General features: G+C 41.3%; 18 protein-coding genes and 1 tRNA gene. 1 reads left to right on the forward strand and 18 read right to left on the reverse strand.

Annotated features, from left to right (window positions below):
- Positions 1-46: 46 nt before the first annotated feature.
- The 13 genes from WG989_RS18125 to WG989_RS18185 all read right to left on the reverse strand — a co-directional run bounded on the left by WG989_RS18125 (position 47) and on the right by WG989_RS18185 (position 14,260).
- Positions 47-2,698 carry an alpha-d-galacturonidase gene (locus WG989_RS18125; protein WP_340431464.1) on the reverse strand — a complete coding sequence of 884 codons (2,652 nt, stop codon included), beginning with the start codon at positions 2,696-2,698 and terminating at the stop codon, positions 47-49.
- Between the two features lies 1 nt (position 2,699).
- Positions 2,700-4,091, reverse strand: a complete 1,392-nt coding sequence (locus WG989_RS18130; protein ID WP_340431465.1) for a pectate lyase — start codon at positions 4,089-4,091, stop codon at positions 2,700-2,702.
- Positions 4,092-4,111: 20 nt separating this feature from the next.
- The gene (locus WG989_RS18135; RefSeq protein WP_340431466.1) at positions 4,112-5,182 is read right to left on the reverse strand and encodes a Gfo/Idh/MocA family protein; all 1,071 of its coding nucleotides are present in this window, start codon (positions 5,180-5,182) and stop codon (positions 4,112-4,114) included.
- An 89-nt stretch (positions 5,183-5,271) separates the two neighbouring features.
- Positions 5,272-6,369 (reverse strand): L-rhamnose/proton symporter RhaT, encoded by a 1,098-nt coding sequence (locus WG989_RS18140; RefSeq protein WP_340431467.1) that lies wholly within the window; start codon positions 6,367-6,369, stop codon positions 5,272-5,274.
- A gap of 17 nt (positions 6,370-6,386) precedes the next feature.
- Positions 6,387-7,235: an amidohydrolase family protein gene (locus tag WG989_RS18145; RefSeq protein WP_340431706.1), complete on the reverse strand. Its 849-nt coding sequence runs from the start codon at positions 7,233-7,235 to the stop codon at positions 6,387-6,389.
- A 13-nt stretch (positions 7,236-7,248) separates the two neighbouring features.
- Positions 7,249-8,418: a CaiB/BaiF CoA transferase family protein gene (locus WG989_RS18150; protein ID WP_340431468.1), complete on the reverse strand. Its 1,170-nt coding sequence runs from the start codon at positions 8,416-8,418 to the stop codon at positions 7,249-7,251.
- 70 nt (positions 8,419-8,488) lie between these two features.
- Positions 8,489-9,634: a CaiB/BaiF CoA transferase family protein gene (locus tag WG989_RS18155; protein ID WP_340431469.1), complete on the reverse strand. Its 1,146-nt coding sequence runs from the start codon at positions 9,632-9,634 to the stop codon at positions 8,489-8,491.
- Positions 9,631-10,782: an ABC transporter substrate-binding protein gene (locus WG989_RS18160; RefSeq protein WP_340431470.1), complete on the reverse strand. Its 1,152-nt coding sequence runs from the start codon at positions 10,780-10,782 to the stop codon at positions 9,631-9,633. Before WG989_RS18160 ends, WG989_RS18155 begins: the two co-directional genes overlap by 4 nt.
- A 2-nt stretch (positions 10,783-10,784) precedes the next feature.
- Entirely contained in the window at positions 10,785-11,228 is a 444-nt protein-coding gene (locus WG989_RS18165; protein ID WP_340431471.1) for a MaoC family dehydratase, read from the reverse strand.
- A gap of 193 nt (positions 11,229-11,421) precedes the next feature.
- Positions 11,422-11,495: transfer RNA gene (locus tag WG989_RS18170), tRNA-Pro, on the reverse strand.
- Positions 11,496-11,509: 14 nt separating this feature from the next.
- Positions 11,510-12,463, reverse strand: a complete 954-nt coding sequence (locus WG989_RS18175; RefSeq protein WP_340431472.1) for a phosphodiester glycosidase family protein — start codon at positions 12,461-12,463, stop codon at positions 11,510-11,512.
- A gap of 6 nt (positions 12,464-12,469) precedes the next feature.
- A complete protein-coding gene (gene lipA / locus WG989_RS18180; RefSeq protein ID WP_340431473.1) occupies positions 12,470-13,399 on the reverse strand; it encodes a lipoyl synthase in 930 nt (309 codons plus the stop codon).
- 30 nt (positions 13,400-13,429) lie between these two features.
- Positions 13,430-14,260: a hypothetical protein gene (locus WG989_RS18185; protein WP_340431474.1), complete on the reverse strand. Its 831-nt coding sequence runs from the start codon at positions 14,258-14,260 to the stop codon at positions 13,430-13,432.
- A 102-nt stretch (positions 14,261-14,362) separates the two neighbouring features.
- Here WG989_RS18185 and WG989_RS18190 point away from each other — a divergent pair, with 102 nt between their 5' ends.
- Positions 14,363-14,767 (forward strand): OsmC family protein, encoded by a 405-nt coding sequence (locus WG989_RS18190; protein WP_340431475.1) that lies wholly within the window; start codon positions 14,363-14,365, stop codon positions 14,765-14,767.
- Here WG989_RS18190 and WG989_RS18195 read toward each other — a convergent pair.
- The 5 genes from WG989_RS18195 to WG989_RS18215 form a co-directional block, all read right to left on the reverse strand.
- Entirely contained in the window at positions 14,757-16,034 is a 1,278-nt protein-coding gene (locus WG989_RS18195) for a DUF2851 family protein (protein WP_340431476.1), read from the reverse strand. The two genes, WG989_RS18190 and WG989_RS18195, sit on opposite strands and share 11 nt — an antisense overlap.
- Before the next feature lie 113 nt (positions 16,035-16,147).
- Positions 16,148-16,702: a Maf family nucleotide pyrophosphatase gene (locus tag WG989_RS18200; RefSeq protein ID WP_340431477.1), complete on the reverse strand. Its 555-nt coding sequence runs from the start codon at positions 16,700-16,702 to the stop codon at positions 16,148-16,150.
- Positions 16,702-17,646 (reverse strand): geranylgeranylglycerol-phosphate geranylgeranyltransferase, encoded by a 945-nt coding sequence (locus tag WG989_RS18205; protein WP_340431478.1) that lies wholly within the window; start codon positions 17,644-17,646, stop codon positions 16,702-16,704. The genes WG989_RS18200 and WG989_RS18205 overlap by 1 nt, the downstream gene beginning before the upstream one ends.
- 129 nt (positions 17,647-17,775) lie before the next feature.
- Positions 17,776-18,300 carry a KdsC family phosphatase gene (locus WG989_RS18210; protein ID WP_340431479.1) on the reverse strand — a complete coding sequence of 175 codons (525 nt, stop codon included), beginning with the start codon at positions 18,298-18,300 and terminating at the stop codon, positions 17,776-17,778.
- A gap of 24 nt (positions 18,301-18,324) precedes the next feature.
- Positions 18,325-19,092, reverse strand: a complete 768-nt coding sequence (locus WG989_RS18215; RefSeq protein WP_340431480.1) for a Rossmann-like and DUF2520 domain-containing protein — start codon at positions 19,090-19,092, stop codon at positions 18,325-18,327.
- Positions 19,093-19,129 lie beyond the last annotated feature (37 nt).

Raw genomic sequence — 19,129 nt, forward strand, 5'->3', positions numbered from 1 at the left:
TTATAACCGCCGCCAGGGTTTGCAACCGCTGACGGGGTACGTTCTGCTATTCGAATAGCCAATCAATATTTTTATTCTTCGCATCACTCATCAGCATTGCATCATACACAGGAATTATTTGTGCGCCATCAACAAAACCCACCACTAAACAAACTCCTTTCGGCAGTTTGAGCGTATGTGATCCTGCTTTAAATGTATAACTGTGAATGTTCACAGGTGGCATTCCTTCGATTGCAATAGCATTAGAAATTTTTATTTCTGCCTGGCCATAATCATCAGCACTGGCGTTGGTTTCCAATTCAGGTGCTTTTGCAAACACTGTATCTGTGGCGAAAGCTGCACGTTGTGTTTTGAAATAGCCCACCAATATTTTCACCGGCTTATCCGTGTAGAAATTGATCTCGGTTGCTTGACGCAATTGTTGCTGAAAAGAAAGCTGCACCGCTTTTAATCCTTTTAACTCTGATGCCAATTGTTTGATGCGGATGCTTGTATCGCTAAAGAGTATTGCACCTTCATTCAGTACAATAGGAACATGATTAAGTTTTACATCAAGTTGTTGAAGCGGTTTGCGCTCTTTTACTGTTGATGAAGATGTATTTTTCAGCGAATCGATTTTATACTTAAAGGTTTTTAATTCTGCTTCAAACACTGGTACCATCTCTACCCAATGTTTATAAGTTGCATTTACACCACGCATAGGAATTTTGCGTTGCTGGGTTTGCATACTGTTGGCATAGAGATAAGTATCTGCTGTAAATGCTGCCAGCTCTTTGTAATCGCTTACACTTTTCTCCAACATGGGTACTGCCAGTTCAAGATCAGCTATATTGCCACTGTATTTGTATTTAAGCAATTGCGCTGCGGCCTGCACTTTACTGCTGAAATGATCAGCCATTGCTTTATAGCAATACATATCATTTACGATACGGTTGAATTCTTCTTTGTTCTTCGTCACTCTTCTTGACACTTCCATTATGGCAACCACCGCTTTATTTCCATGTGCCACCACTTCTGATGCAACCTGCGGCGGTGTTTCGCCAATATGCTTGATTCCTTTTTGTTGCTTATCGGCATAATCAAGAATCATTTCTCCTTCCGGCGCTTCTGCGTCATACAACAGTGTAAACAAACCATAACGAAACGGATTGATGAGTTGTGTCATCAGCATTCCCAATGTTAATGTTTGACGGTTACCATCAGTAATACCAAAACGACGTAATAATTTCGGAGCGATCTCTCCGCTTTCTTCATATGCTGTTAATATTCTTCTTCCATCTGCTTCACTGCAACCAAATTTTGCAGCCATTTGTTTGCTCCAGTAAACGATCTCTTCTTCACGGTTGCGTTTTGCTTTCCATGCATAGCGACTCCATGCACTGTACCAGATCCAGTCACGTTCAATTTGTAATAAACGTTTGCCTTTTACACTGTCTGCACTGTAAGGCCAGTCCCAATAAGAAGCCTGCGGATACAAATGCAAACCGTTACCACCCATTACTTCGTGCATACCAATTACACTCTGCTGTATAAAATCGGGAGAGCCATAACGAAACGGCTCAAGGTTCGCAAGAATATGAACGTTCTCAATCTGCACACTACCGAGTTTGCTTAATGTTTGATGTAACTCAGCCCAGCTTCCTCTTGGCCGTGCATAGGTCAACGCTTCACCATTGAACTTTGCTTCGGTATATAAATTTTTATAGAGTGGCAGTGAAGCACGCATTACTCCGGGAGCATCTGTATCATGTGCACGCAAAACGATTGGCGGTTCTTCCGTTTTGTTCAATGCTTTCAAACCATCTTTCACACCCGGAATAATCGTTTGCGTGAACCATTCAATATCATCCTTACCTACGCCTTCCATTGCTTCACCCAGACAAACCATTAAACCAACATTGGGATATTTTTCAACAAATGCTGCAATGGACTTGCGTGTATAATCAGCGATCAACGGAATGATGGGTCGTTCACGTTCCTGCGTTTTGATCTTGTGATGTTCTGCAAATGGTTTAGAGACGATGATATTGTAAAACATTTGTATCACCCAGATGCCACGTTTATCAGCCTCAGTAGTTAAGAATCGATAGATATCTTCATTCTTTTTAAACGTTGCATCATCTACTTCCACAGCGTATGGATAATCTTTCAGCTTCACCAAAGATGCAAACGGATGACCGTTCCATAGATACAAGGAATTCATACGATTCGCTACCATCGAATCGAGATACTGTATCCATAACTTTTTGTCGTAGAACCAGGGAAAGGTTTCCGGCGTGTAAGGATACTCATACACATTTCTGCCAGGCAGGTAATACGGTTTCTGCACACCAATACATGCACCACGCAAAACCATTTCAGGTGCATCAGTTAATGAAAAAGTAGCAGGGAATTTCTTTGTTTCTTTTAACTGATCGGCAAACGCTAAACAGCCGTACAAAATTCCGGACTCATCATTACCGGTGATGGTTGTTCGATTGTTCTTTGTTTCAATGGTAAATCCTTCTTTCTTTCCACTTGCCTGTTTGCTGAGAACAATGCTGTGTTTTGCGGCATTCAATTTTAACTGCGTAATGGTTGCGTTTAACCGCTGTTCTCCAAATTTTGTTCTTGAAGAAGGTTGGTTATTCTCGATCTTCACCTGCGCAGAAAGCACTGAACAAACCACTAATGATATGACAAAGAAAATCTTCTTCATGTTATTTCACTTCCACTAATTCGTTTAAATAAATTTCCAGCATAGTAAACCCGCTTGCATCTTTTTTATTACCATCGCTTGCATCGTTCGGGTTCAATCCTTTTTTTGTTTCCCATGCATCAGGCATTCCATCATTGTCTGTATCAACAGGTGCAGGTACCGATTTATATTCGGCCCAACCACCAACTGCCAACGGACTATCAATAATACCGGGCTTACCAAATGAACCTTTGCCGCTTGCTGTAGCTGTTCTTGTTTCGTTTACCACACGTTCATCTGTTGCATCACGCTTTGGAAAAATAGCGCCAGCATATTTCAACACCTTCTCGTATGATTCTTTAGCAGTTTCAACAGGTAATGCAATGCTTACAGGAAACGCTTTATCAGCAATTGCTCCTGAAGGATAACCCTGTGCTTGCAGATCAACACCGTTCTTATTCTTTTTGGTCAATGCTTTATCGCCTTCCATGATGTTACCCTCAACAAACCACTGCCCTGTTCCTTTGCTGTTTTCTTTTTGATAAGATGCATTTACAAATTTTAATTCAGCTGCAGTTGCAGGACCGGGTTTGTAATAATTGTTAACGATGTTCACCTGTGAAACTCCATCTGCAATATTTACTTCGCCACCGTAAGCAGCATTGGCATTACCCCAGTTATAAATAATATTATTGCGGTAGTCGACCAATGCAATGGTATCATGTGCACGTGCACCATTGAAGCGTACTGTACGACTGTTAAGATGCGCCAATAAATTATGATGATAGCTTGCGTATTGTCCACCCCAGACACCACCGTATGAACGATGTCCTTTCTGATGACCTGCTTCATATAAGCCTTCACTTACAATACACCATTGCACGGTAACATTTTTTGTATCGTACATCGCTGCGCATTCTTCATTGGCCCAACTGAAACTGCAATGATCGATAATTACATCATGACAGTTCTCCATATCAAAACCATACAAGCCTGTTTTTAACGTACCACCGGGTCGTGAGCGGATATAACGAATAATGATATTACCATGATTGCCTTTGGAAGAAGCACCATTTAAAATGAGTGATTGATTTTTTAAACAGATCCCATCGCCGGGAGCGGTTTGTCCGGCAATAGTGAGATTAGAACGTTTGATCTGAATTTTTGATTGCAGTTCAATAATTCCTGATACATGAAAGATGACTGTCAACGGTTCGCCGGGAAATTGTTCCAATGCCCAGCGGAAACTTCCTTCGCCACTATCGTTCAAATTGGTTACGGCAATTACTTTACCACCTCTTCCACCTGTTGCATATTTACCGAAACCTTCTGCACCGGGAAAAGCTATTTGTTGTGCTGCTAAAGATTGAGCAAAAAATAAACAGACAAGTATGATCACTGATTGTTTCTTCATTACGATTCGTTCTTAAAAAATTAAAACAATTCATTTGGCTTGATGCCGCCTTTCTCACAACTGATATAAGCAGCTTCTGTGCAAGCCATGGTATGAATGCAATCTTCCACAGCATTGTCAGGTTTCTCAATTTTTCCTGCAGCGGCCAGCATCAGTTGTTCCATGCTGCCTATGAAAGCATGCGGAAACCAGCTGCCTTCAATTTTCTTTTCCTGCCATTGCGGCTCTATGCCTTCCTCCAAAAACACATATTCAAAATTGTCGGCTTCTCCACGAGGATAATTGATGAGTGCACCAAAGTTGATGAGCACTGCACCTTTTGTTCCTTCAAACTTTATATAGGATTGTTGTTTTGGTGTTCCGTAATTATGGCAATGATTGGTGAGAATGTTTGCTCTTGTCATGTCACCATAATCCATAATGATATTGCTGCGTACCGATGCAAGCGCAGGCATACTCGGATGCTTGGTTGATTTTGCATACACCGATTTTGGATTACCCAGTATATGACGAACGAGATCGATGTAATGAATGCTGTGATAAAGAATCTCCACTCTTGGTGAAGTCATTAAGAAATCCCACAAATGCCAGGGCGTGTACACGTTGACGTTTACTTCAATATCGTTGATCTCACCAAGCAATCCATCACTGATCATTTGCTTCACTTCAAGAATATAGGGTGCATAACGCAATTGAAAATTAACAGCAGCATTCAACTTCTTCTCTTTGCAAATCGATAATATCTTTTTTGCTGCATCCAGATCTTCGCCCATCGGCTTTTGCAATAATACAGCAGAGCCATCAGGTATTTGTTCTAACAAAGGAATCAATGCAGGACCGGGTACGGCAATATCAATGATCGCATTTGCCGGCAATTGCTTCAACAGCGCTTCCGGACTTTCAAATACTTTTTTAATACCAAAACGTTCAGCAGTTGTTTTTGCTTTATCCGGATCAATATCACAAATGCCCTGCACATGAAAACCACCCAGCATATAAGCAGGCAGGTGTGCAGTATTTACAATCCCGCCGGCGCCAATAATATAAATTGGTAATTGTGCAGAAGCGATATCTCTTTGATGATTCGTCATACGGCCCCTCCTAACCTCCCCTTCGGTGAGGAAATCATAGCACAGCCCTCGCTACTTGAATATTTTGAGTAAATACAATTTCTCATCGTTCATTTCAATTTGTCAGTCTGAACTTTCAGGTTCGTAAGCCCCTCCTTTGGAGGGGTTTGGGGAGGCTCCTCTCCCAGTTTGTTTCCTTGCGTTAGTAGTAAAACAGCAGTGATCAAAATAATAATAGCAACGGCCAATAAGCGAATAGTTTTGCCACTGCTGTTTTTCCATTCTTTCAACATTAAACCTGTTACTGCACTTAACAACACCAGCAAGATCATGTGAATGGCCCAACTACTGAACTCATATTTGCCCATACGCACATGACCAAGACCATAAAAGAAAAATTGTCCGTACCATAACATACCTGTTAAGATCGACATGAGATAATTCATTCCCAATCCATTCTCGCCTGTTGTTTTATACTCGCCAAATGTTTTTTCTTTTCGGTGCAGATACAAGCAGTATAACAAGGTACTGATGAATGCACCTGAATTAGAAAAAATATAAATCACATTTCCCTGGAAATTTCCTGCGCCATATTTAGCAGCCACGTCAGCAATTGGCTGTCCTTGATTCAGAGAGAAGCCATATAATGCTGATAACACACCTGCCAATAAACAAAGTGGCAATCCTTTCGCCAATGAGAAAGCAGATTCTGTCTTCAACTGCTTTTCAATGTCTTTTTCTTTACTTCTGCCTGCCAAACCACAAACTGCAATACCAATTGCTCCCATGGTAACACCGCTGATGAGATAACCTGCACCTGTTCCGGAAAGAATAGTTCCTAACGTTCCTGCAACCATTGGTGGCAACAACGTACCCAACACACAACTGATACCAACAGAGATTGCATAGGTCAATGAAAAACCAACATAGCGAATGGCAATACCAAATGCAGTTCCACCAACACCATAAGCAATACCCAAAACGAATGAACGTTGCATGGCAGATGCAGGTGCTTCTTTTATTACGCTAACGATTTCAGGAATGGTGATATACGCAACGAGTAATGGCAACAATAACCAACACACTGCTGCCTGTGCCAGCCAATAAGTTTGCCAGCTCCATCCTTTTACTTTTCGTTGCGGTGTATAACAGAGCGAAGCGCTTGAAGCGCCGACAGCATGAAACAAAACTCCGTTAATTACTTCCATATTCTTATGCAGATGGGTTAAAAGGAATAAAAGTTTGCAGCATTGGAATAAAATATTTTATCTGCTGCATTATCATCAACCAAATCGTGAATTACTTGCTTGTAGTTTTTCCAGGTGTTGCTGTAAGAATCGGCCAATAATGAAACGGGCCAATCGCCACCCATGAAACATCGGTCGGTTCCAAACTGCTCTATTGCAAAGCCAACATAAGGTTTAATATCATCGTCTGTCCATTGATCGCCTTTTTGTGCAGTTAATCCAAGTCCTGAAATTTTTGCATAAAAATTTTTATGCTTTGCTGCTTCTTTCATCAACTCACCCCATCTTCCAAATTTTTCTTTTGTTGCAATAGGTGGCTGATTCAAATGATCGAACACCATTCTTAACTCCGGAACTTTTGCTGCCACCTGTAATGCAGTTTCAATATGCTCAGGGAAAATACCTACCACATCGTAAGGAATATTGTGATCGGCTAATATCTGCAGACTATTGATCACTTCAGGTTGCAACAACCACTTCGGATCACGTTCATCATGTATCAAATGACGAACTCCTTTGAAATAATTTTCTTTTCCGTATTTCTTTTGCAGTGCTTTTAATGTAGCATCGGGATTGATCAACGGTAACCATCCAACAATACCGGCGATCCAATCTGTATTCACCGCCACATGCAACATCCAATCTGTATCTTCAAAATTATTGGCAGCCTGTACAAGAATACCTTTTGTAATTCCGCTGGTATTTCGATCATGTTCCAGCTCTTCAATACTATACGTACGATTGAGTATAGATGTGTTGCCTTCTAACCATACATATTCTGCACGGTTAAAATCCCAAATATGTACATGTGTATCAGCAAGCCTCATTCTTTTCAAATGATCATTTAATAACGGTCTGCAATTGTTCTGTTATGCCGAATCGATAGTCAATTTCCTTATTGTGCTCACCCAACAATGGTGCACCTTTGCCCGCTGCCAGTATTTCACCATCCACTTTTATCGGACAGCGTGTAGTGGTTACCGATAGTCCGTTACTTGTTTTCACCGTTACTTCCATTTCGAGTGAACGGTAACCTTCCTGCTTCACCAACCCATCGTAATCCATTACCGCCGCACACCAAATATCTGCCTTCTCCAAAATACTGAGCCACTCTGCTGATGGTCTTGTTGTTAAATGACCTGCCAGTATCAATTTAATTTCATCACGTTTTGCAAACCAATCGTTGCTGTTGATGAAATCTTTCAACGGCTCACATTCCAGCAGCTTTGCCAGCGTTGGAATATTGGTCATTGCTAATGCAATGTAATCATCATTTGTTTTATAAATACCATACGGCGCTGCTATGTATGCATGGGCACTATTTACTGCTCCACGCACCGGTAATTGTCGTCCATCGTTGTAATAACAGGTTAACACTTCGAACTGAAAATCCAGGATACTTTCCAGCATACTCACCTGCACCAATGCACCTTCACCATTTACAGCTTTTTGGTATAATGCTGCTAATATTCCTTGCGCAATATGCGTGCCTGCCATGATATCCACCACGGCAACACCCATTGGCGTGGGACTTTCATCAATATTATTGCTGAGCCAGGTTAAGCCTGAAACAGATTGCAGTAACAGATCCTGTCCCGGCAGATCTTTCCACGGACCTTCTACACCATAACCACTGATCTCTGCATACACCACATCAGGCTTGATCAGTTTTACAGATTCATAATCCAAACCAATACGTTCCATCACACCGGGGCGAAAATTATGCATCACCACATCGGCTTTTGCAATCAGTTGTTTTACTTTTTCGAGATCGTTGGGGTTCTTTAAATCAGCCGCATAGCTTTGTTTGTTGCGGTTGATGGCATGAAAAATGGTTGACTCACCTTCGATCATCACATCGCTTACGTACAACTCACGACAAATATCGCCGCTGCCCGGTCGTTCGATCTTGATCACCTGTGCACCCATATCTGCCAATCGCAAAGCCGCAGAAGGCCCCGACAAGAACTGGCTGAAATCGATCACTAATATGTCTTCTAAAAGTTTCATTGTTTAATTGTGAATTGTGAATGGTCAATGGTGAATATCAGTTCATAACATCACCCGTAACACATAACACTTAACTTATAACTTCTAACTCTTTCCTTATCTTCTCGTTCTGCTCACCTAGTTGAGGCGCTGCTTTATCAGCAGTTAACAATTGTCCGTTGAAGCGTATCGGGCACCTTGTTGTAACAATTGTTTTACCTCCTGCATGAATAGTTTGTTCCATTTGCAATGCATTGTATGCAGGATGGTCTGTCATCTCATCCCAATTCAATACTTCCATGGCCCACAGTCCGGCTTCCTGCAATGCAGCCAACCAGTAAGCAGTTGTTTCTGTTTGCAGATGCTCAACCAACACTGTTTTTATTTCATCACGCAATGCGAACGCATCTTCTTTCGAAAAATATTTCAATGCACCGCAATGAATTGTATCGGCCAACACATGAATATCGATCATCGCTAATGCGATATAGCTGTCTTTTGTTTGATAAATTCCATACGGCGCACTTAACAATGGCTGACCGTTTGCAACCTTGCTTCGTTGCGGTTGTTCTTTATTGGCAAAATAGGTAGTGAGTAATTCAAATTGAAAATCGAGTAATGTTTCCATCAAACTCACTTCGATCAACGCACCCTTTCCGGTTTTTGAACGACGGATCAATCCACCTAATATTCCTTGTACCAATTGAGAGCCTGCAAGAATATCAGCAATCGAAATACCAAATGGTACAGGACCGTTTGTTCCGTTGCCTGTGGTATATGCTAAGCCTGTTATTGATTGTAATAGCAGATCTTGTCCGGGTTTGTTTTTCCACGGACCTTTCTTTCCGTAACCTGAAATTTCTGCATAGATCAATCGTGGATTGATCTGTTGAACTGTGTTGTAATCAAGTCCGTTCTTTCCCATTACATCGGGACGGAAATTATGGATCAACACATCGCTCTTTGCAATGAGTTTTTTGATAATAGAAATGTCTTCAGGATTTTTCAGATCAGCAGTAAAACTTTCTTTATTACGATTAATGGTATGAAACAACAGCGAGTTATCATCAACCCACAAATCTTTGATGGCTAATTTTCTTCCAGCATCACCTGTTTTTGGTCGCTCAATTTTTATAACTCGTGCACCAAGATCGGCCAAACGCAATGCCGCCGACGGTCCGGATAAATATTGGCTGAACTCCAGCACCACAACTCCATTTAATGGCAATCCACTCATGCTGTAACTACAGTTTGTTTTGAAATACTTTGCTGATATAGTTTATTCATTTCCTGTAATGCTTTTACCGGATCACCATCATACTCCAGGCAATCCTGCAGCGGATCGCCTGCATGATCCTGGAAATGCAGGTAACCATTGTAACGTGGACGCATATAACCATTGTCCATGACAGGTAATACCTGCGTAAAAAAGTAATTGGTTAGATGATTAGCTGTTGGGTCTGTCCATGCATTGCGATGACCGGGTTGGCCACCATGTTGCACATACATTGTTTGCTGACATTCACCCGATGTAACCATCGCTGCAAAATCAACTGCCACTTCTTTATGTTTACTGAAAGCAGAAACAGAAATTCCTGTTCCTCCAATAGTTGTTCTTAATTTCTTTCCATTGAATGAAACAACATCGGCATAGTGTAACAAATGTTGTGCATAGCCTTTGCGAGCATAGTTGGAATAACCATATGCAAACGGACAATAGAGGTAATCGTTTGTTGTACTCATTAACTCTGCCACTGCAATAGGATTACGGCTGAACATTTTTTTATCCACCACGCTATACAACTGCTTCATTGTTTCAATTGCCTTGATGCCTGTTGCTTCGTCAATTACTTCTTCTTCATTTTGAAAAGGCTCTGTGCCATTTGCAATGCAGAATGTATAAAAGTTCATCAACAGATCAATAGGTATTGCAGGCACGGCAACTTTTCCTTCTTTTGCCAAATCCAATACATCGTTCCATGTTTGCGGTACGTTGGTAAGTAAATCTTTACGATAGCTGGCTGAAGGTGTTGCTGCATCAATCGCTAAAGCCCATTGCTTATTATTATAGTTATAGCTGATATGCGATAGCCCAACAGAGTTAGTTTGCTGATCCCTTAAATAATCAGCAGATAAATATTCATTCAAAGGCAACACACAATTGGTTGCATCTGCACAACCCACCCACGGATGATCGATAATGAGCAGATCATATTCTTTTGTCAATTCTTCAATAGGGAAATCAGCAAACTCCTGGAGTGTACGTTTCTTCCAACGTATTTCCACATTAGGATGTAATTCAGAATAACGTTGTGAAACTGCAAGCAAAGGAGTTATTCCACGGCTATGCCCCCACGTTATACCATTCAATACAATCTTTTGCATGCTTAACTGTTTGCTTTTTTAACCATGAGAATATGTTCGCACAGCATCACTAATTCGTTTTGCTGATTGAAACATTCCACCAATTCTGTTACTAACCCGTATTCAGGTTTCTTATGATCTTTCAACTCTTTTATGGTTACTGTTACTTTGATCGTGTCGTTAATAAACACTGGTTTAATAAAACGCAGGCGTTCATAACCATAGGTCATGCTTACTTCGTTTACAAAATCAGCGGTGAGGCCAATGGCCACGGTGAAGATGAGTGTGCCATGTGCAATGCGTTTTTTAAACGGCTGGCCTTTACACCACTCTTCATCCATATGATGGGGGAAAAAATCACCTGACTGACCGGCATGGATCACAATATCCGTTTCGGTAATGGTTCTGCCTTTTGTTTGGCGAACATCATTGAGTTTAAATTCCTCGAAATACTTCTGTATAAACATAGCTGGCTGCAATCAGTTTTTATACCAACAGGTTGGTTTCAAAAATGGCAAAATCACCCGTTTAATCCGAAGTTCAAGGTATAACAGCCTGTCGGGGTGTTCAATGGAAGGTTTTACTGATTTGATGGATTATTTTCCCACAGAGAGAATTTGAGAGAAATATAAAAGCTCCTTGTCAAAAGAGTTTAACAAGTCGGGATGACTGGATTCGAACCAGCGACCTCTTCGTCCCGAACGAAGCACGCTACCGGACTGCGCTACATCCCGATCGGGATATAAAATTATTTATTTTTCGCTTGAATCATAAATACGCCTGGCACCGGACGTTGTCCTTCTTTATCACTTGGCTTGATCGTTTCTTTCCCATTCACCAACATGGTGCTGCTGCCGCCGCCATCAAGATTCAATGCTTCTACACAACCAAGATCAAGCAACAGTTTTGCCAATTGCGTTAACGATGCTCCCTCTGCAACACCCGGCATACGACCTTGCACAACCAGAATAATGAGTTTACCATCTGTAGTATAACCCATGGCTGTACGTGGATGTTTATCGTCGATAGCTTTTCCAATAAACATGCGTTCTTGATTGTTACTCACTGCAACTTTTCCGTTTTGAATCAATGCCGGACCGCCTGCAATAGCTGTTTGCATTTTCCATTTTACTGATTGATGCAGCAATTCTTTCCTAAATACCGTTGAGGATGAATCTTTATAAAAACCCGGCACCTGTTGAAATGCTTTTGCAAAACGTTTTGATGAATCAGTATACAACCAAGCCACATCTGCTTTTCTTTTTTTACTGATGCCAATGCCTGAACGAAACGTATGCATATACATCAATGTATCTTTTCCTTTCAATGCAGTTGTATGTACATTGTACGATACAAGTTTTCCATTTTTTATAACCGCATTCAAATTCCTGTTCGTAGCAAAATCAAAAAAAGTTCCATTCACTACCAGCAATGGTTGTTGATTCCGTTCATAAAACTGTTGTGGTGTAAAGCGGCGGTTGTACGTTGTATCAGTTGTGAAGTTCAGTTTCCTGTCTTTCAAATCAGCAATTACATAGTACGCAATATTGGCTTTGCCATCAATTGCATCCGTTGTTCGAAACACATGCACAGTTGATGGTAACGATCCGTACAGTGAATCAACATTCTGCCATTGCACTTGCGCTAAACAAAAAGGAGCAGATGTTACCAACAACACTGCTCCAAGGAATATTTTTTTCATAAAAATCTATGCAATAAAATTTGCTTTCTCTTCTTCCCATTTGGCTCGGCCATAACCGGGAACCACATGCTTTTCACTATGATAACTTGAACGTACCAACGGACCGCTCTCGACATAATCCAAACCAATGCTGTAACCAATTTCACGGTATTCTTTAAACTCGTCGGGATGAACAAAACGTTGTACAGCTAAATGTTTTTTGGTTGGTTGCAGATATTGACCGATCGTTACCACATCCACGCCGTTATTCTTCAAATCATTCAACGTCTGGATCACTTCTTCTTTTGTTTCACCCAAACCTAACATGATGCCACTCTTCACCCGCATTCCGTTTTCTTTCAAGTAACGTAGCACATCCATACTACGCCAGTATTTCGCCTGTATACGTACTTGTCGTGTCAAACGTTCAACGGTTTCAATGTTATGTGATACAACTTCAGGATGTGCTTCTACTACCCGTTGTACATTTTCCATCTGTCCTTTAAAATCAGGAATCAGTGTTTCCAATGTTGTATCAGGATTCAATGCTTTTACTGCACGGATGGTATTGTACCAGATGATACTGCCACCGTCTTTGATCTCATCACGGTCAACAGAAGTGAGTACTGCGTGCTTCACCTTCATTAAATGAATGGCTTCGGCTACACGTTGCGGTTCGTCCCAATCAACCGGATCGGGCTTACCGGTAGCAACTGCACAAAAGCCACAGCTTCTGGTGCAGGTATTACCTAATATCATAAAGGTGGCCGTTCCTTCACCCCAGCACTCGCCCATATTCGGGCAATTGCCGCTTTCGCAAATGGTATGAAGTTTATGAGTATCTACGAGATTACGTACGTTCTTGTAAGATTCACCGATAGGCAAGCGTACCCGCAGCCAATCCGGTTTTTTTGGTTTCTGCTCTGCGGCAGCTTCATTCACTACAATTTCCTGCATAATTTCAACTAAATGAGGAGCAAAGTTAGGCTACTTTCGTTTACCAAAAAGAAGGGAGATATACCCGTTGAAAAACACTTGCTGACTGGGGTTTAGCAGCATGATCTCCACTTTCCGTGAATATGCTTCAATGTTCAACCCTATTTCAATGGCCGCTACGGTTTCATTAAAACGTCCGTAATCGAACCGGAGAGCTGCTTTTGCATGTACACCGGGAATGACTTTCATTTCGCCCCAGCCCTTCCGTAAGCCCGTGCCGGATATGATATTACCAGGCGCAAGAAAAGCAGCACTGTCTTCAGTAGAATATTTAATATCTCTTGTGCCATCGGGGCCCCCATTGTCCACTACCCTAACATAATAGGGTCTTTCCAACCCTATTGCTAATCCACCACCATAAATTGAATAAATGGCAACACCATTCTTATTGGTTTTTCCACCAATCATGCGTTGTTGACCGTATGACAATTTTGCCTGATAAAAACTATTTCGTTTTCCGTAAACATAAGGTGTACCAAAAAAAGTAAACCCACCTCCGGCCGGTATCTGCAATGATTTTTTCTGTTCTTTCGTATGTCGTTTTTCGTTGATTTCGATTGAAAAAAAGTTAGCCAGCTTGGGAGTTTTCATGTATGCTTTTTCATACATCAAACCCAACCCATCTGTATTTAAGCGGATCCCAAATACACTCTGTTTATTAAAAATCAGCGCCCCTTCTTCCTGCTGCCGGATGAGGTTATCAATTTTCTGACGGCGTTCTTCTTTCTTGGCATCACGCTCTGTTCTACGCTCACTTTTTTCCTGGGCAAACGATCCAACAGCCAGTACAACGAAACAAACGTTCAGGATAATTCTTTTCACAAGCCTTGTATTATTGTTTGAGAGTAAATTTACAGATTAAAACGATAGATGCGACATTGTGGTATCTTGCCAGCCGAAACTTCACAAATAAATTAACAGGATATGACTTCTTCCATTGTTTATAAAGGTGAATTGCGAACAGAAGCTGTTCACCTCCACAGCCAATCAACCATTGAAACAGATGCTCCGCTCGATAACCAGGGAAAAGCTGAACGTTTTTCTCCTTCCGACCTTGTTGCCACGGCTTTGGGCAGTTGTATGCTCACCATTATGGGTATTAAAGCAAGAGATATGCAGCTTGACCTCACCGGTGTAAAAATCGATATTCAGAAACACATGATATCAGACCCACGCCGTATTGGTGGAGTGGATGTAATTTTTTATTTCCCTGACCATATAAAGTTGGATGAAAAACAAAAAACAATTTTAAAAAATGCCGCACTGGCCTGCCCTGTTGCAAAAAGTATTCACCCGGATATTGAACAGCGTGTAGAGTTTAACTGGTAATTGTTTTTTTTAAAAGACTGTTCCCGATGGCACAATGCAAACATCGCTTTGCATCGCAATAATTTTTCTTGAGATACAGTAATGCCTGCGAATCAAAAGCTGATTGATGCGTTACCCCAATGGATTCCCATTGTTGTGTAATACTGTTTTGTTCTTTTTTCATTTGCTGCAGCCATTGTACCGCTTTTTCTTTTGTCGGCTCATCTTTGTGTTGAACCGCATAAACAAAAAGAACAGGAATAATACAGTTGATCAGTAAATTATCGACCATTGTTTTGCCTAATTGCTTTTTTCGAAAAGCCGACGGTTCATTGAGCAGATAATGATAATGCCAATAATCATTTGCGGTAACAGCCAACATCGTTCGGATGGCATCAATCGTTTTTGCTTCCAGCACTTTTGAAAACAAATGACTTGATTGATGAACTAACATCGCCAACTGTGCCAAACGAATGGTTGGAAAATTAGACGGGCGCATCCGCAAAAAATGCAGATGATGGCTCACCGGTTTCAGTTCATATTTTTTCTGCAGAAACCGATATTCTTTTTGCAACATCACCGGATAATCTTCTGTAAATTTTTCATTGAGCAAACCTGCCTGACCCATTAACATTGCTTCAACCTGGTGAATTTGTTTTTTATGTTTGGCCAACAATGTAACAGGAATGGTTTGTGCCACTGCTTCAAACGCATCGGCATTTAATGGTGTTCCAAAACTACGTGCAAGAAATTGCCAAAAAGTTTCTTCCCAATGTTGTTTTGTTTTGTTCAGAATGCCGGTAATATGTTCGCTTTTTTGTTGCAACCGTTCAGCGATCATCCGTTCTTTCCAACTGCTCCACACAATTTCATTTACATCCTTTGCCTGTTTTGCACAGGGAATGAATGTGTCCTGCAACATAAATTGTTCATAGCGTTGCAGCAGTGATGTTGAAATACGATCTTTCAATTCAAGTACCGGTATACCATTCACTTTCTTTTGATCATGTTCGTACACCACATGCAGAATAATGTTTTGATAATGCGGATCGTTTGTGTGGCCATGTTTTGCCCAGTCACTTGTTTTCAAATGCAATTCCACATTTCCAACCCAGGTAACATTGTTGACATTGATGGTTGCATGAAGAAAATCGGGGCCTTGATTGCTGTTGAGCAAACCTTGTGTTTTTATGGTAACAGGTTCGTGCGAAACAGTTTGCAGGTTTTCCCGGTTGAAGTACAGGTGTTGCCAAATGAATTGTAACAGGTGCTCGTTCATAACAGGCATGAAGAACAGTTGAAATGTTTGATCAGATGCACAAAATCAATATCCTCCAATAAAAGTAAAAACTATCTGTCACTTAAACCAATAATATATTAAATTATTTATATGTTTTCGATTTACTGTAGCGCCCGCACCACCCTGCTTACCGGTAATCCCATTACATTATAGAAATCGCCTTTAACCCGTTTAATTCCCACCACACCGATCCATTCCTGTATGGCATACGCTCCAGCTTTGTCGTAGGGTTGATATTTATCTACATAAAACTCGATCTGTGTTTTGCTGAGTTGATGAAACTCCACTTCGGTAATATCTGCAAATGCGGTTTCGGTATCGTCCCGCATCAACACAACGCCGGTAATAACCTGATGCGTTTGCCCCGACAGTTCAGTCAAAATTTCAATAGCGTTTTCCCTGTTCACAGGTTTGCCGATCACTTTTCCATTTAACACAACAATGGTATCGGCTGCAAGGATCAATCGGTCGTGACTTAATTCATCTTTTACCGCCAGCGCTTTGTTACGTGCAATATATACCGGCACTTTTTCAATACTCAAGGAAGCAGGATACATTTCATCTGTTTCCTTTACTATTACATCAAACGGAATTTCGGCCCACTCCAGTAATTGTTTGCGTCGGGGCGATTGAGAAGCAAGAATGATTCGTTCCATCAGGCAAAAAATTTAAACAGTATCATTGAAACGATCCCGGTGAAGATCACCGCTTTGATCCATTTACTCAACAAAGAAAAATCTTTTGTTTGGTTCGCTTTGAATAACAGGTACAAAACATAAGCTGTTGGAAGAATGATCAACAGGAAATTGTAACCGGCAGCGATCCACATCCGGAATTGAAGCACATAAAACAAAACCACTATCAGGAGCACTAGCAAGATCACCATCCAGATCGATACAAATACTTTTGAAAACGGAACGCCCCACACGATGGGCATAGTTTTGCAGCCGTACTTTGCATCGCCATCCATGTCTTCAATATCCTTTACCACTTCACGAATAAGCGTAATGATAAATGCAAAGCTGGAATACAGAATGGCCAGCCTTAATAATTTTTGATGCGAACCCGGTTGTATAGGATTCATCAAATCGCTCTGTTGATGGATCGTTAACAGGTACACCACAAACACCACCCAAGCTGTTAATAGCGAAATAAGAATGTTACCTGTCAATAACCGCTTTTTAAACGTGGTGCTGTAAAACCACAATACAAACACACAACCCATATTTGCAAAGCCTACGATCCAGTTTCCATTCTGCAACCCGATATAAAAACCCATCAATACACCTGCAAACGAAAAGAAGAGATGAAAGAAGATTGCCCAGCGCCTGCTGATGCTTCGATCAACCACCATACGACCGGGTTTATTTACCAGATCGATGTTCAAATCAAAATAATCGTTGATCACATAACCGGCTGCAGCAATAAATACAGATGAAAGACAAAGAATAAAAAACAGTTGATGATACTCTCTTGTCATGTACAAACTCCCAAACATAACCGGCTGCACTACACAATAAAAAAACAACACTTGTGTTAACGCAATAAAAACAAGATTGGGCCAACGAATCAGTTTAAAAAAATCGGAGAGCTTCTGCATCAGTTAATTTATGCTGTGAAGATAAGTTGGAATTGGGGAATAAGTTATGAGTTATCGGTTATGAGTTACGGATGGTCGTCAATATTTAACTCAAAACTCATGACCCGTAATTAACTTAATTGCCAAGTGTTACAATGAGCTGATTCCTTGCGCATCAACCGCCCAGTCATCATTCAGCTTTAACACTTTCTCAATTACTTCACGCACACAACCTTTACCGCCGTTGATGGTTGAAATAAATGTTGATACTGCTTTTATTTCAGGCACTGCATCGGCCGGGCAGGCAGAAAGCCCCACCAACTTCATCACCTCCAGATCAGGAATATCATCGCCCATGAACAGGGTTTCGTCCCATTTCAAATGATTGGAAAGGAGAAACTGTGCCAGCACTTCTTCTTTATCCTTCACTTTCATAAACACATTGCGTACGCCGAGATATTCCAGGCGTTCAGCACAGGGTTTACTTACGCTGCCTGAGATTACTGCAACAGTATACCCTTTCTTAACGGCTAACTGTAAGGCATAACCGTCTTTAATATTCATGGTGCGGATATGCTCATTGCCGGGCATAATGATGAGTGAGCCATCGGTGAGCACACCATCCATATCAAACACAAAAGTCTTAATACTGGAGAAACGTTCGAGCAGGTTCATACGTAGTAGTTGCGGTCGAAGTTCTTACTTTTTTCGATACAGCCTTCTTATGCTTTCGGAAAGTTCGTGGTAAAGATCCTGCAAGTGCTCATCGATCTCGAGCAACAGCAAATGCTTTTTTATGGTTTCTTCATCACCCCTGCGAGCCGGACCTGTTTGCATATCAATTGCATTGCCCTGTGTTAAACGGCAGGCCACTTCAATAATGAGGGGATGCAACAATTTAAAATCGAGCCTACGGTCTTTGCAGTAATCTTCTGTTAATGCATACAAATGATTGGTGAAATTGCTCACCATTACTGCCGCCAGGTGCATTTTTAACCGTGTATCATCATCCGCCGGCTGTACATTATCAGAAAAGGAAGCAGCAAAATCGGCCAGCAGCACATTTACTTCATCGGAGTTGCCATCCACCAAAAAAGGAACGGGCGGAATAACGATCATCTCCTTGCGCAAGCTCTGCAACGGATACAACACACCATAGTTGGGCGAGCTGTTACGTAATACCTCTTTGCTTACACTGCCGGCTGTGTGCACCAGTACCTTCCGTTTTAACTTCAGCTGTTTGGCCAGTTCAGGGATAGCACTGTCGGTAACAGCCATAATACAGATATCCGCTTCGGTAGTAATATCGTTGAGCGAAGCAATGGCTTTCGCATTTACTTTCGCAGCAAGCGCTTCTGCATGTGCAGCATTGCGGCTCCACACCTGCACAATGCTGTGATCAGCTTTTTTGATCATTTTCGCCAGCACAGTGGCCGTATTACCCGAACCAAGAAGAACAATATTCATACAACGCAACAGTTAATGAAACGGAAGAAGTAATTTG

The organism is Lacibacter sp. H407 (assembly GCF_037892605.1).
In the GTDB taxonomy this organism is placed as follows: Bacteria; Bacteroidota; Bacteroidia; order Chitinophagales; family Chitinophagaceae; genus Lacibacter.

Coding starts and splice junctions, on each gene's coding strand:
- WG989_RS18205 (WP_340431478.1), bottom strand. CDS start 17,646: ATGCAGAAGCTCTCCGATTTTTTTAAACTGATTCGTTGGCCCAATCTT.
- WG989_RS18155 (WP_340431469.1), bottom strand. CDS start 9,634: ATGAGTGGATTGCCATTAAATGGAGTTGTGGTGCTGGAGTTCAGCCAA.
- WG989_RS18210 (WP_340431479.1), bottom strand. CDS start 18,300: ATGAACCTGCTCGAACGTTTCTCCAGTATTAAGACTTTTGTGTTTGAT.
- WG989_RS18175 (WP_340431472.1), bottom strand. CDS start 12,463: ATGAAAAAAATATTCCTTGGAGCAGTGTTGTTGGTAACATCTGCTCCT.
- WG989_RS18215 (WP_340431480.1), bottom strand. CDS start 19,092: ATGAATATTGTTCTTCTTGGTTCGGGTAATACGGCCACTGTGCTGGCG.
- lipA (WP_340431473.1), bottom strand. CDS start 13,399: ATGCAGGAAATTGTAGTGAATGAAGCTGCCGCAGAGCAGAAACCAAAA.
- WG989_RS18125 (WP_340431464.1), bottom strand. CDS start 2,698: ATGAAGAAGATTTTCTTTGTCATATCATTAGTGGTTTGTTCAGTGCTT.
- WG989_RS18135 (WP_340431466.1), bottom strand. CDS start 5,182: ATGACGAATCATCAAAGAGATATCGCTTCTGCACAATTACCAATTTAT.
- WG989_RS18195 (WP_340431476.1), bottom strand. CDS start 16,034: ATGCCTGTTATGAACGAGCACCTGTTACAATTCATTTGGCAACACCTG.
- WG989_RS18145 (WP_340431706.1), bottom strand. CDS start 7,235: ATGAGGCTTGCTGATACACATGTACATATTTGGGATTTTAACCGTGCA.
- WG989_RS18140 (WP_340431467.1), bottom strand. CDS start 6,369: ATGGAAGTAATTAACGGAGTTTTGTTTCATGCTGTCGGCGCTTCAAGC.
- WG989_RS18165 (WP_340431471.1), bottom strand. CDS start 11,228: ATGTTTATACAGAAGTATTTCGAGGAATTTAAACTCAATGATGTTCGC.
- WG989_RS18190 (WP_340431475.1), top strand. CDS start 14,363: ATGACTTCTTCCATTGTTTATAAAGGTGAATTGCGAACAGAAGCTGTT.
- WG989_RS18130 (WP_340431465.1), bottom strand. CDS start 4,091: ATGAAGAAACAATCAGTGATCATACTTGTCTGTTTATTTTTTGCTCAA.
- WG989_RS18150 (WP_340431468.1), bottom strand. CDS start 8,418: ATGAAACTTTTAGAAGACATATTAGTGATCGATTTCAGCCAGTTCTTG.
- WG989_RS18200 (WP_340431477.1), bottom strand. CDS start 16,702: ATGGAACGAATCATTCTTGCTTCTCAATCGCCCCGACGCAAACAATTA.
- WG989_RS18160 (WP_340431470.1), bottom strand. CDS start 10,782: ATGCAAAAGATTGTATTGAATGGTATAACGTGGGGGCATAGCCGTGGA.